General features: G+C 30.2%; 13 protein-coding genes. 11 read left to right on the forward strand and 2 right to left on the reverse strand.

Annotated elements, in window-relative coordinates; translation table 11 throughout:
- Nucleotides 1–175 precede the first annotated feature (175 nt).
- On the reverse strand, nt 176–2407 hold the full coding sequence (pflB, locus tag BN7997_RS03200) for a formate C-acetyltransferase (protein WP_071119441.1): 2232 nt from the start codon (nt 2405–2407) through the stop codon (nt 176–178).
- A 309-nt stretch (nt 2408–2716) separates the two neighbouring features.
- On the opposite strand from pflB, the gene BN7997_RS03205 reads away from it, so the two are divergent.
- The 10 genes from BN7997_RS03205 (at nt 2717) to BN7997_RS03250 (ending at nt 10167) form a co-directional block, all read left to right on the forward strand.
- Nucleotides 2717–3676 carry a calcium/sodium antiporter gene (locus BN7997_RS03205; protein WP_071119442.1) on the forward strand — a complete coding sequence of 320 codons (960 nt, stop codon included), beginning with the start codon at nt 2717–2719 and terminating at the stop codon, nt 3674–3676.
- 142 nt (nt 3677–3818) lie between these two features.
- Nucleotides 3819–5444 carry a DEAD/DEAH box helicase gene (locus BN7997_RS03210; protein ID WP_071119443.1) on the forward strand — a complete coding sequence of 542 codons (1626 nt, stop codon included), beginning with the start codon at nt 3819–3821 and terminating at the stop codon, nt 5442–5444.
- Nucleotides 5445–5649: 205 nt separating this feature from the next.
- On the forward strand, nt 5650–5985 hold the full coding sequence (gene spoIIAA, locus BN7997_RS03215) for an anti-sigma F factor antagonist (protein ID WP_071119444.1): 336 nt from the start codon (nt 5650–5652) through the stop codon (nt 5983–5985).
- Between the two features lie 13 nt (nt 5986–5998).
- Entirely contained in the window at nt 5999–6427 is a 429-nt protein-coding gene (gene spoIIAB / locus BN7997_RS03220) for an anti-sigma F factor (protein WP_071119445.1), read from the forward strand.
- Nucleotides 6428–6453: 26 nt separating this feature from the next.
- The gene (gene sigF / locus BN7997_RS03225) at nt 6454–7221 is read left to right on the forward strand and encodes an RNA polymerase sporulation sigma factor SigF (protein ID WP_071119446.1); all 768 of its coding nucleotides are present in this window, start codon (nt 6454–6456) and stop codon (nt 7219–7221) included.
- An 83-nt stretch (nt 7222–7304) separates the two neighbouring features.
- Nucleotides 7305–7892 carry a stage V sporulation protein AA gene (locus tag BN7997_RS03230; RefSeq protein WP_071119447.1) on the forward strand — a complete coding sequence of 196 codons (588 nt, stop codon included), beginning with the start codon at nt 7305–7307 and terminating at the stop codon, nt 7890–7892.
- A 12-nt stretch (nt 7893–7904) separates the two neighbouring features.
- Nucleotides 7905–8321 (forward strand): stage V sporulation protein AB, encoded by a 417-nt coding sequence (locus BN7997_RS03235; RefSeq protein ID WP_083334994.1) that lies wholly within the window; start codon nt 7905–7907, stop codon nt 8319–8321.
- A gap of 4 nt (nt 8322–8325) precedes the next feature.
- Nucleotides 8326–8766: a stage V sporulation protein AC gene (gene spoVAC, locus BN7997_RS03240; protein ID WP_071119448.1), complete on the forward strand. Its 441-nt coding sequence runs from the start codon at nt 8326–8328 to the stop codon at nt 8764–8766.
- A 12-nt stretch (nt 8767–8778) separates the two neighbouring features.
- On the forward strand, nt 8779–9792 hold the full coding sequence (spoVAD, locus tag BN7997_RS03245; RefSeq protein ID WP_071119449.1) for a stage V sporulation protein AD: 1014 nt from the start codon (nt 8779–8781) through the stop codon (nt 9790–9792).
- A gap of 12 nt (nt 9793–9804) precedes the next feature.
- The gene (locus BN7997_RS03250) at nt 9805–10167 is read left to right on the forward strand and encodes a SpoVA/SpoVAEb family sporulation membrane protein (RefSeq protein ID WP_074010954.1); all 363 of its coding nucleotides are present in this window, start codon (nt 9805–9807) and stop codon (nt 10165–10167) included.
- A gap of 87 nt (nt 10168–10254) precedes the next feature.
- On the opposite strand, the gene BN7997_RS15180 is transcribed toward BN7997_RS03250, so the two are convergent.
- Complete coding sequence (locus tag BN7997_RS15180; RefSeq protein ID WP_071119450.1) at nt 10255–12858, reverse strand: transglycosylase domain-containing protein; 2604 nt, start codon at nt 12856–12858, stop codon at nt 10255–10257.
- Nucleotides 12859–13091: 233 nt separating this feature from the next.
- Between BN7997_RS15180 and yunB the strand changes: the two genes are divergently transcribed.
- On the forward strand, nt 13092–13769 hold the full coding sequence (gene yunB / locus BN7997_RS03260; protein WP_242873378.1) for a sporulation protein YunB: 678 nt from the start codon (nt 13092–13094) through the stop codon (nt 13767–13769).
- Nucleotides 13770–13787: the final 18 nt, after the last annotated feature.

Here is a 13787-nt window from a genome sequence, read left to right on the forward strand (position 1 = left end):
AATAAAGGATAAATATATTAGATTTGGATAGAATAAGATTATAAGAATAAAAAAGAGAGTGTAAGTTGATGAGACTTACACTCTAAAAAATATATATACTTTGATTGTTGATGATTAAATCTTACTAGTGAGCGGGGGTAAGATTTAATTAATAAAATTTATTTTTAGTTATAAATTAAGCCATTTTTCCGTGGAATGTTCTGTTTATAACGTCTAATTGTTGTTCTTTAGTTAATTTTATAAAGTTAACAGCGTATCCTGAAACTCTTATAGTTAATTGAGGATATTTTTCTGGATGTTCCATAGCATCTTCTAGAGTAGCTCTATCAAATACGTTAACGTTTAAGTGATGAGCTCCATCTGTGAAGTATCCATCCATCATGCAAGAAAGATTTCTAACTCTTTCATTCATATCTTTTCCTAAAGCACCAGGTACTATAGAGAAAGTATTAGATATACCATCTTGAGAATGCTCATATGGTAATTTAGCAACAGATGATAATGAAGCTAAAGCACCGCTATTATCTCTTCCGTGCATTGGGTTTGCTCCTGGAGCGAATGGAGCACCAGCTCTTCTACCACATGGAGTGTTACCAGTTTTCTTACCGTAAACAACGTTTGAAGTTATTGTTAATACTGATTGAGTATGAACTGAATTTCTATAAGTTTTGTTCTTTCTTATTTTGTTCATCATAGACTCAACTAAGTATATAGCTATATCGTCAACTCTATCATCGTTGTTTCCGTATTTTGGATAATCTCCTTCTATTTCGAAGTCAACAGCTACACCAGCTTCGTTTCTTATAGTTTTAACTTTAGCGTATTTTATAGCAGATAATGAGTCAGCAGCAACTGATAATCCAGCTATACCACAAGCCATAGTTCTGAATACATCTCTATCATGTAAAGCCATTTCTAATGCTTCATAAGAGTATTTATCATGCATGTAGTGGATTACATTTAATGTATTTACATATAAGTTTGCTAACCAATCAGTGAATGGTTCGAATCTTTCCATTACTTTATCGTAATCTAAGTATTCATCCATTATTGGTTCGAATCTTGGTCCTACTTGAGCACCTGATTTTTCGTCAACCCCACCGTTTATAGCGTATAATAAAGTTTTAGCTAAGTTAACTCTAGCTCCGAAGAATTGCATTTGCTTACCTATTCTCATTGCAGATACACAACAAGCTATACCGTAGTCATCTCCCCAGTAAGGTCTCATTAAGTCGTCGTTTTCGTATTGAACTGAACTTGTATCTATAGATACTTTAGAACAGAAATCTTTGAATCCTTGTGGGAAATCTTTTGACCAAAGTACTGTTAAGTTTGGTTCTGGAGAAGGTCCTATAGTGTAAAGAGTATTTAAAACTCTGAATGAGTTTTTAGTTACTAATGTTCTACCATCTACACCCATACCACCGATTGACTCAGTTACCCAAGTTGGGTCTCCAGAGAATAATTCGTTGTAATCAGGAGTTCTTAAGAATTTAACCATTCTTAATTTCATAACGAAGTGGTCCATTAATTCTTGAACTTCTTCTTCAGTTATAGTTCCAGCTTTTAAATCTCTTTCGAAGTATATATCTAAGAAAGTAGAAGTTCTACCTATTGACATAGCAGCACCATTTTGGTCTTTTATAGCTGCTAAGTAAGCAAAGTATAACCATTGTACAGCTTCTCTTGAGTTAGTAGCTGGCTTAGATATATCGAATCCGTAAGATTCAGCCATTCTCTTTAATGCTTGTAAAGCTTTTATTTGATCAGATATTTCTTCTCTTAATCTTATTGTATCTTCATCCATGCAAGAAACTTCTAAAGAAAGTTTTTGCTCGTTTTTGTCTTCTATTAATCTATCAACACCGTATAAAGCAACTCTTCTGTAGTCACCTATTATTCTACCTCTTCCGTAAGCATCTGGAAGACCAGTTATTATACCAGATTTTCTAGCAGCTCTCATTTCAGTAGTATAAGCATCGAAAACACCTTGGTTATGAGTTTTTCTATACTTAGTGAATATTTCACTTACTAATGGGTCACACTTGAATCCATAAGCTTCACAAGAACTTTCAACCATTCTTATTCCACCTTCTGGCATTATAGCTCTTTTTAAAGGAGCATCAGTTTGTAAACCTACAACTGTTTCCTTATCTTTATTTATATATCCAGGTGCATAAGCATCTATAGCTGATACTGTTTTAGTATCAACATCAAGAGTACCACCATTTTCTCTTTCTTTTTTGAATAATTCCATTACCTCTTCCCATAATTGCTTAGTGTTTTCAGTAGCACCAGCTAAGAAAGAGTCATCTCCTTCATATGGAGTGTAGTTTGCTTGGATGAACCCTCTAACATCTATTTCCTTAGTCCATCTACCTTCTTTAAATCCTTGCCATGCATTCATTTGAATAGCCTCCTTAGTTAAGGTTTTAAAATTTTTTATTTGTTATATTTATATTAAATCTAGCTAGATAATTTTTAACAATATAATAATAACATATGAGTCGTATTTTGTATACATAAAAAATATATAGTATTATTTTATAATGATTAAATTTATTAAGTGTTCTTATATTGAGATATATACCAGAGTATTATATCTTTAAACTCATAATTATAAAAAAATATAAATTATTTTTAAATTTTTAAAAATTAAAAGATAGCATATATATCTATCAACTGAATACTTATTAGTATAAGGGGGTGCTTGTATATGTTTATTACAATAATATTATTTTTAATTGGATTTGTATTGATTACAAAAGGGGCTGATATTTTTATAAACTGTACAGTAGATATAGGAAAGAAAACAAATATATCAGAAATTATATTAGGAGCTACTATAGTAAGTTTTGCGACCACATTACCTGAACTTACAGTATCATTATTTGCATCTTTAGATGGTCACACTACAATGAGTTTAGGAAATGCGGTGGGGTCTATTATTTGTAATACAGGATTAGTTTTAGGGCTAGTAGCGTTTATAAGTCCTTTTAGAGTTGATAAAAATATGTTTTTCTCTAAATCTGTATTGCTACTAATTTGTGTTGTATTGTTGCTTTTATTAGGAATAGATAAGAAGATAACAAAAATAGATTCAATACCACTTTTAGCTATGCTTGCTATATATATGTATTCAAACTATAGAAGTGCAGTTGGAAATGGGAGTAGATCTAGAGGAAATAATACATTGAAAGTTAAAGGAAATAATGATTTTAGAGAATGGGCGAAGATAATTTTAATTTTTGTTTTAGGACTAATTATGATGGTGATAGGTTCTAGGTTATTAGTAGATAATGGTGTAATAATAGCTGAGTGGATAGGAGTACCTCAAGGGGTTATAAGTCTTACAGTTATAGCACTTGGAACGTCTTTACCAGAATTAGTATCATCATTAACAGCAATAAAGAAAAATCATCATGCTATATCTGTTGGAAATATATTAGGTGCAAATGTATTAAATATAGTATCTGTAATAGGAATATCTTCTATACCAAACGATATACCTATACTATCTCAAAATATGAATATAGATTTTCCATTTATGATACTTTTATTACTTACATTAATATTACCAACTATTAAAAATAACAAGTTATATAGATTGCAAGGTTTAATAATGCTTATTATTTATTTCATTTATATAGGAACTTTATATACTATGTATATATAAATAGGTAAGAAATATATTTTATATCATCTTGAATATTATACATATGTGAAGGGTAAAATATTAATTGCATATTATCTCAAATAAATATATAATGGATAGGATGGATAGGTTAGATAAACTGATAACGGAAAGGAAACAACATATGAATATAATAAAATTTGAAGATTTACCAATAAGTGATGATATAAAAAGAGCTGTAATAGAAATGGGATTTGAAGAACCATCTCCGATACAATCACAGTCTATACCTGTGATTTTATCGGGAAAAGATGTTATCGGACAAGCTCAAACAGGAACGGGAAAAACAGCAGCATTCAGTATACCACTATTAGAAATGATTAATCCTGAAGAGAAAAATGTACAAGCGGTAGTACTTTGTCCGACTAGAGAACTTGCAATACAAGTTTCAACTGAAATAAGAAAAATAGGTAAATACATGCACGGAATAAAAAGTTTACCTGTATACGGTGGACAACCAATAGAAAGACAAATAAAAGCATTAAAGAGTGGAGTTCAAATAGTAATAGGTACTCCAGGGCGTGTTATAGACCATATAAACCGTAAAACATTAAAAATGGATAATGTAAAAATGGTTATACTAGATGAAGCTGATGAAATGTTAGATATGGGATTCAGAGAAGATATAGAAATGATTCTAAGTAAAACTCCAGAAGAAAGACAAACTACTTTCTTCTCAGCAACTATGCCAAAGGGTATATTAGAGTTAACTAAAAAATATCAAAAGAATCCAGAACATATAAAAGTTGTTAGAAAAGAACTTACAGTTCCTAATATAAAGCAATACTATATAGAAACAAGATCGGCTAACAAATTAGAAGTATTAAGCAGATTAATAGATGTATACAATCCTAAGTTATCTGTAGTTTTCACAAATACTAAAAAAGGTGCAGATGAGTTAGTTAGTGATTTACAAGCTAGAGGATACTTTGCAGATGCATTACATGGAGATTTAAAGCAAACTCAAAGAGATATAGTAATGGATAAGTTTAGAAATGGAACAATAGATATATTAGTAGCTACAGATGTTGCAGCTAGAGGTATAGATGTTGATGATGTTGAAGCTGTATTTAACTATGATTTACCACAAGATGAAGAATACTATGTACACAGAATAGGTAGAACTGGTAGAGCAGGTAGAAGTGGTATATCATTCTCATTTGTATTCGGAAAAGAAATGAGAAAAATGAGAGATATAGAAAGATATACTAAAACAAAATTAATTAAGCATGATATACCATCAGTTGCAGATGTTGAAGAAAAGAAAGTAAATACATTCTTCAATCAAGTTAAAGAAGTTATAGAAGCAGGTCATTTAACTAAGCAAATACAATGGTTAGAAAACTTCTGTTCAGAATCAGAAACTGAGTATGGTGTAGTAGATATAGCAGCAGCTCTTTTAAAGATAGCTTTAGGAGATGAAGAAAAACAAGAAATAGTTGAAGAACCATCAAGATCTCGTAAAGAAGGTCGTTCTAAGTCAAAAGATACTGGAGCTAGTGAAGGTATGATAAGACTATTTATAAATGTTGGTAGAAACCAAAGAGTTCAAGCTAAAGATATATTAGGAGCTATAGCTGGAGAAGTTGGAATACCTGGTAAATTAGTTGGAACAATAGATATATATGATAAATATACTTTCGTTGAAGTACCTAAGCAAAATGCTAAAAAGGTATTAGAAAAAATGAAAGACATAAAGATAAAAGGAAATAAGATAAATATAGAAAGAGCCAACAGAAAAAGAAAGTAATTAATTAGGAGCACCTATTTTAGGGCTCCTTTTATTTTGCAAAGATACAATTGGAGAAAGGTTGTATAGGTATTTAAGTAACATACAATTAAACCTTTATAGACACAATAAAACAAAAGTAGTTAAATTTCATTGAAGGATAAGAGTTAGTTCTATAGAATTCATAATATGTTAATACTTTTATAGAAGATAAGGGGGAATACTAATGATAAGATGTTCTTTAGAAGAAAAAAATTTAATCATAGAGTTTTTGACTAGTGAATTGGATCATCATATAACTAATGAAGTTAGAGATGAGATAGATATAATATTAGATTCTAAATCAATAAAGAATATAGTATTTGATTTTAAAAATATTAGATTTATGGATTCATCTGGTATAGGTGTAATTATAGGAAGATACAAGAAAATTTCCAGTGAAGGTGGAAAAGTATCAGTAGTAAATGTAAATGACAGAGTAAAAAAAATATTCAATTTATCAGGTATGAACAAAATAATTAACATTTACGATACATATGAAGAAGTAGCAAGTTCTTTGTAAGGGGGAATATATTATGAATAATATTATGGAAGTAAAATTTTCTGCCAAGTCTGAAAATGAAAGCTTAGCAAGAGTTATAGTTGCATCTTTTGCTGCTAAATTAGACCCGACATTAGATGAACTAGCAGATATAAAAACTGCTGTGTCAGAGGCTGTTACAAATTCTATTATACATGGGTATGATGAAGATGATTCAAAGTTTGTATATTTAAGATGTGAAATAAATGAAAATACTATAAAGGTAGTAGTAGAAGATAGAGGACATGGTATAGAAGATATTTCGATGGCTATGCAACCACTTTATACATCAAAACCAGAACTTGAAAGATCAGGAATGGGGTTCACTGTTATGGAAAGTTTTATGGATGATATAACGGTAAGTTCAATAAAGGATGAAGGGACAAAAGTAGTTATGACAAAAAAAATAAACTTGCCTGAATAAAGACCAAAAAGAATAGAGGTTTTATTATGGGGATAACTGCAAAGAAACAAGAAAAAAGAACATTACTTAGCCATGAAGAAACGCTTGATTTGATAGATAAAGTTCAACGTACAGGTGATGAACAGGCTAAAGAAATATTAATAGAAAATAATTTAGGTTTAGTTAGAAGTGTTGTATCAAAATTCTTAAACATAGGTTATGATAGAGATGATTTATTCCAATTAGGATCTATAGGATTAATTAAAGCTATATATAAATTTGATCCAAGGTTTAATGTAAAATTCTCTACATATGCAGTTCCTATGATTCTAGGTGAAATAAAAAGATATTTAAGAGATGATGGTATGGTAAAAGTATCTAGATCTCTAAAGCAAATAGCAATAAAAGCAAAAACAACAAGTGAAATTTTAAGTAAAAAGCTAGGAAGAGAACCAAGCATAGAAGAATTAGCAAAAGAATTAGACGTAGAAAAAGAAGATTTAGTAATGGCGATGGAATCTAATTTTTCTGTTGAATATTTACATGGCGTAATTCATGAAGAAGAAGGGTCTCCGATATGCCTTATCGATAAGATAAGTCAAAAAGGTGAAAGTGAAGAAGAGAAAGTTGTAGAAAATATCTTACTTAAAGAAGTACTTGGAAAACTAGAAAAAAGAGAAAGACAAATAATAATGTTAAGATATTTTGAAGATAGAACTCAAAGTGAAATTGGCGAATTATTAAATATATCTCAAGTGCAAGTTTCTAGAATAGAGAAAAAGGTATTGTCTAAGTTAAAATCATATATTAGTTAGTTAAAATAAATCCTTAATTTAAGTTTAGATTAAGGGTTTATTTTTTTTTATTTAAGAAATAATAAATAAAAGGGAGGTTTTATATGGAAGATATTTACTTAATACCCATAAGGTTAAAGCCGCTTAACTTTACTATTCAAAATATTTATTTAAAAGATATTTATTATATATATCCAAAAGAGTATGAAGAAAAAATAGGAAATATATGTATAAGAACCTATAAAGAAAAAGATTCAAATTATGATGTTATCCATATAGGTGAAGTAATCGATAAAATAAAGGAAAAGCTATCTACAGCACATATAACATTTTTAAAAACTGATGATGTAGTAATATTTTTCAATGAAAATAAAAAAGATAGAACTAAGTATCTAAGGGTTTTACTAGTCTCTATAGTTGTCCTTATGGGGTCTATAATGGGAATAATGAACTTTCATGCAGATGTAAATATGATACATTCTCAAAGTACTATGGTAAACGCATTAACTAAAAATCCTAAAAAGTATCTACCGTACTTTCAAATACCATATTCTATTGGTATAGGATTAGGGGTTGCCCTTTTTTTTAACAAATTTATTCCTACATATGCAAAAAATGAACCTAGCCCTTTAGATTTAAAAATGAAATCTTTAAACAAAGAAATTGAAAATGAGTTACGTAATACTAAGTAAAGAGGATTAAACGTGAAATTATTTTTAATTATCTTTGGATTATCATCAGGAATAATGGTTGGTGCAGGAGTGATTTCACTATTAATATTAGTTGGAATCATACCACGAATGGCACAACTAAGTAATACAAGGTCATTTATAAATTTTTATGAAAAAATACTAGTTATAGGTACTTTCCTTGGAGCTTTAATATCGATTCAAAATATATCAATATCAATAGGTAAAATTGGTGTTATAGTATTTGGATTATCATATGGTATATTTGTAGGATTTTTAAGTTCAGGATTAGCTGAAATATTAGATTATATACCAATAGCCTCGAGAAGATTAAAGATACCAACTCTATACTTAAAATATATAATAATATCTTTGTTGATAGGAAAAGTTATAGGTTCCTTTATAGGATGGGAAATAATACAAGGAGGGTAAAAGCGTGGGTGAAAATTATAAAAAATATGTAGATGAAATTAGCCCTAAGCCAAAATATTTAAAAAATTATACATTAGCATTTATAGTTGGTGGAATTATTTGTGTAATAGGACAAATAATAAATGATTTATATTCAAAAGTTGTTAATTTAGATAAAATACCAGCATCAACTGCGACTTCTATAACACTAATATTTATAGGTGCTTTTTTAACTGGATTAGGAGTATATGATTTGATAGGCAAGAGAGCAGGTGCTGGATCAATAATACCTATAACAGGATTTGCTAACTCTATAGTATCTCCAGCAATGGAGTATAAAAGAGAAGGATTTGTTTTAGGTGTTGGAGCTAATTTATTTAAAATTGCAGGACCAGTATTAGTATATGGAATAGGATCATCTATTATATGTGGATTTATCTATTATATTTTTACTCTTATAAAATAAGGAGATGAAAATATGGCAAATAAGAGAGTAGGAAAAAGAACTGTAAAGTTACAAAATAACCCGACTATAATATCAGCAGCATCTGTAGTAGGTCCTAAGGAAGGACAAGGACCTTTGAAAGAATACTTTAATCTTATCTTACAAGATGATTTATATGGAGAAAAATCATGGGAATTAGCAGAAAGTAAAATGGTTCAAACTGCGATGCACATGGCAGCACAAAAAGCTGGTAAAAAACTAGAGGATATAAACTATCTTATTGGTGGCGATCTAATAAATCAAATTGTTCCATCATCTTTTGCAGCTAGAGAGTTAGGTATACCTTTTTTTGGTATATATGGAGCTTGTTCAACTATGGCAGAAGGAATGTGCTTAAGTGCAATGCTTATTGATGGAGGATTTGCAGATTTAATTTTATCAGGTGCATCAAGTCATTATTGTACAGCAGAAAGACAATTTAGATTTCCACTAGAATTAGGAAATCAAAAACCTATGACAGCACAATGGACTGTAACAGGTGCAGGATCAGTATTAATTGCTCCAAATAAAGAAGGTCCAAAAGTTAAGTATGTAACAGTTGGAAAGGTAATAGATGAAGGAATCGATGATGGAAATAATATGGGACCAGCTATGGCACCAGCAGCTGTAGATACAATATATTCTTATTTTAATGATACTAAGGATGACCCAAATAGTTTTGATTTGATTATAACAGGGGATTTGGGTAAAATAGGAAAACAGATAACAGAAGACTTTTTAAAGAAAAAAGGTATTGATATATCAAATGTATATACAGATTGTGGTTTAAAAATATTTAATTTAGAAGAACAAGATGTTCATTGTGGAGGCAGTGGATGTGGTTGTTCTGCTACTGTATTTGCTGGATATATATATCAGAAGTTATTAAAAAAAGAATTTAATAAGGTGATGTTAGTATCTACAGGAGCATTACTATCTCCAACTAGTACACTACAAAAACAAACAATACCATGTGTTGCACATGCAGTAGTTATTGAAAATGATTAGGAGTGAATTAAAGTGCTATTAGATTATGTAAAGGTATTTTTTGTAGGAGGCATTATTTGCCTAATTGCACAAATAATGATGGATTACTTTAAAGTGCAAACACCTTATGTAATGGTTACTTATGTTACAAGTGGTGTAATTTTAACTTTCTTAGGTATTTATGAACATATTGTTAATTTTGGAAGGGCAGGTGCAACTGTACCTATAATAGGATTTGGATATTTATTGGCTAATGGAGTAAAAACAGCAATAGCTAAAGATGGACTATTGGGTGTTTTTACAGGAGGAACAGTAGCTGGTGCAGGAGGGATAGCAGCAGCTATATTCTTTGGATATATTATGGCAGTAGTATTTACTCCAAAGGCAAAGCCTTGATGAAAGATAATATATAAACTTTATACATTTTAAGTAATAAAAAATGGGCAAGCTTAAAATATAAGTTGCCCATTTTTATATTTAATTTTATTGAACTGGAGCTTCCGGTGTAGCCGGAGCTTCCGGTGTAGTTGGATTTACTGGTGTAGTTGGAGTCTCCGGTGTAGTTGGAGTCTCCGGTGTAGTCGGAGTCTCCGGTGTAGTCGGAGTTTCCGGTGTAGCCGGAGTTTCCGGTGTAGTTGGAGTTTCTGGTGTTGTGTTTTCTGTTTGTGAATTATTATTCTCAGTTTTTGATGGCTTAGTTGATTGAGAAGTGTATCTACTTGGTCCTGTACCTTTTATAAAAGCAGCATTAGAACCAGAAGAAGATCTTCCACCATCTATTAAGTTTATTTTTGCAAAGTATATATTTTTAGGTACTTTAAAATCAGTTTTAGTTAAATTCTTGTGTATTTTATTCATTACTGTAGACCATAACTTCGCTGCAGATGAACTACCACCAGAAATACTTTTTCTAGAAATTGTATTACCATTTGTATCTTTTCTACCAGCATCATCTCCAATATAAGTGGCACCAACGTAGTAAGGAGTATATCCTACAAACCAAGCATCTAAAGACTTATTAGTTGTACCTGTTTTACCAGCAACAGGCATACCATTTGATAAGGCTGCTCTTCCTCCAGTACCTTCTGTAACAACTGCTTGTAACATATCAGTTAATACATAAGCTACTTCAGAATCTACAACTTTATGTTCTTCTGGTGTATTTTTTACTATAAGTTGACCATCATAACTAGATATTGTAGTAAATATTGTTGGTTCAATATAAGTACCTCCATTAGCTAAAGTACCATAAGCTGCAGCCATTTCAAGTGGAGAAACACCTTGAGACATACCTCCAAGAGTTAAAGATGCGAATGATCTATCTTTTGAATCTGATTGAAGAGTTGTTATACCAAAGTGTCTTAAATAGTCAATCATTATATCTACACATTCTTCATAAGTGCTACCTAACATTTCAGCAGTTTTAGCAGCAATTGTATTAGAAGAATACGCTAAAGCTTTACGTAAACTCATAGAACCTGAACCACTTGTAGTAGTGTTAGGATTCCATCTATTATTATCTTTAAACTTATATCCACCCTTAGCATCACTTACAGCTGTAGATTGAGTTATTTTTAAAGTATCTATAGCTGGAGTATAAACTGATAGAGGCTTTATAGTAGAACCAGGCTGTTGAGGTGTAGTTGCTCTATTTAAAGTTTTTCTACCTGTAATATGTCTACCACCTACTAAAGCTTTTATTTGTCCTGTTCTATAATCTAAAATAACCATAGAAGATTGAGGTTGATGCGACCCATCAGAATCAACTCTACTATTAGGGAAGTTACTATCATTTTCATATTCTTTTTCTAATATTTCTTGCATAGTTGGATCTATTGTAGTGTCTATTCTTAATCCACCATTATAGAACATGTTATAAGCTTCATCTCTTGTATTTCCTTGTTCAACTAAAGCATCTATTACGTTATATTCTATAAGGTCTTCTACTGAAGAAGCTACCTTATCTGCAGCCTTAGGAAGCTTTATATTTATAGGTTCAGCTATTGCTTCACTATATTCTGATTGAGAAATATATCCAAGATCTAACATTTTCTTTAAAACAATGTTTCTTCTTTCTATTGCTTTTGGATTACTAACGGCTTTTCTTACAACCATAGATCCAGACTTTAATTGTTTATATGTATCTTGATTTGGTATTAATCCCCATTTATTTAATTTATCAATCATATCAAGTTCAACTTGCGTAGGATCATCAAGATTATCATCAGGAGTATTTATAAAGTATAAAAGTCTATTTTCTACATCACTTTTCTCTTCTGTTCCATCAAGTTTTGAACTTATATAAGCAGCATAACGTGATGGATTTTTTGTAGCTCCTGCAAGTAATGCACATTCTGCAAGTGTAAGATCTTTTGCATCTTTGCTAAAGTATCCATTTGCTCCAGCTTGTACTCCTGCAAGACCTCTACCTACGAAGAAATTATTTAAGTAAGCTTCAAGAATTTGATTCTTAGTTAAAGTTTTACTCATTTCATAAGCATAATATATATCCTTTATTTTACGAGTTAAAGTTTGCTTATCAGTAGTTAGTAACATTTTTGATACCTGCATAGGTATTGTACTACCACCTTGTTTATTACCCGTTAAGGTTTTGACAACAGATCTTAATAAACCTTTTATATCTACACCATTGTGTTCATAAAATCTTTCGTCCTCAATTGAAACAACTGCATTTATTATGTCTTTTGGCATTTGATCTATTTTAATAGGATCTTTTTTATTTACACTAGGAGCATTAGATAATAAGTCTCCATTGGCGTATCTAATTTCAGTTGTTTGGTAAGTCTTTTCATCTAAGAGAGCTTTAGTAACTGGTTGTACATCTCTTAAAGATGCAAATACTAGACCTGTTCCTGCTGCAGACAAGCATACTAACATTACTAAAAGTACGATTCCTGTTACTCTAAGTGCTTTAAACTTATCTTTCTTTTTAGAAGATTTCTTTTTAGAAGACTTAGTTCTAGGAGAACTAGAGTTAGCACTTTTAGAAGTAGTACTCTTATTAGCAGAAGAACTTACTTTTTTTCTTCTTATTTTATTGTTATTTCCATTATTATCATTACTCATTAAGCTTAACCTCCTTACCTAATGCAATATTATACCACATATACTCATTATTTTCTAATTAATACATAAAATTGAATGTATATAACTTTATATAGCTATCCTAAATTTATAGTATTAATTATTTTTTACTTATATACTAAAAATATGTGAAAGATGTATAAAATATATAAAATCTTAAAAAAATAAGAAAATACTATAAGATATTTTAACATAAAATAATAAGGGGGATTATTTTGAGTAAAAGATTAATAGACTCCAAATTAGGAGATTTTAAAAGAATTGTAGTTACATTTATAATGATATTTATAATGTCTATATTTATAGGCAGCTTTATATATGTTGATAATAGTCTTAGGCCAACTATTACAGTGTTGGCTGAAACAAAAGCTATAGAGCTTGCTAATAGATCTATAAATAAAGCAGTTGGGGAAATCGTCAAAGACAAAATAGACTATTCAGACTTAATATACACAAAGTTGGATTCAAAAGGTAAAATATCAATGATACAATCAAATACTATTTTAATGAATCAAATAGCATCAGATGTTGCATTGGAAATACAGAATGAATTAAAGCAAGTAAAATCTACTACTGCATACATACCAATAGGAACTGCTTTAAAAAGCCCTATACTAGCTAAATATGGACCACAGCTAAAAGTATCGATAGAGCCAATAGGAACAGTATCTGTTGATTTTAAAACTAGTTTTGAATCAGCAGGTATAAATCAAACTAGACATAGAATTTATTTAGAAGCTAAAACACAAGTAAAAGTAGTCATACCTCTTACAACATCAACCAAAGAAGTAAAAGCACAAATTCCAATATGTGAAACAATAATAGTAGGAGAAGTACCAGAAAGTTATGTTAATGTACCAGCAGAAATTGCACCTAATATGTTACCAAAATAATCAATTAAAAAGTGACTA

This window comes from Romboutsia timonensis (assembly GCF_900106845.1).
In the GTDB taxonomy this organism is placed as follows: domain Bacteria; phylum Bacillota; class Clostridia; order Peptostreptococcales; family Peptostreptococcaceae; genus Romboutsia; species Romboutsia timonensis.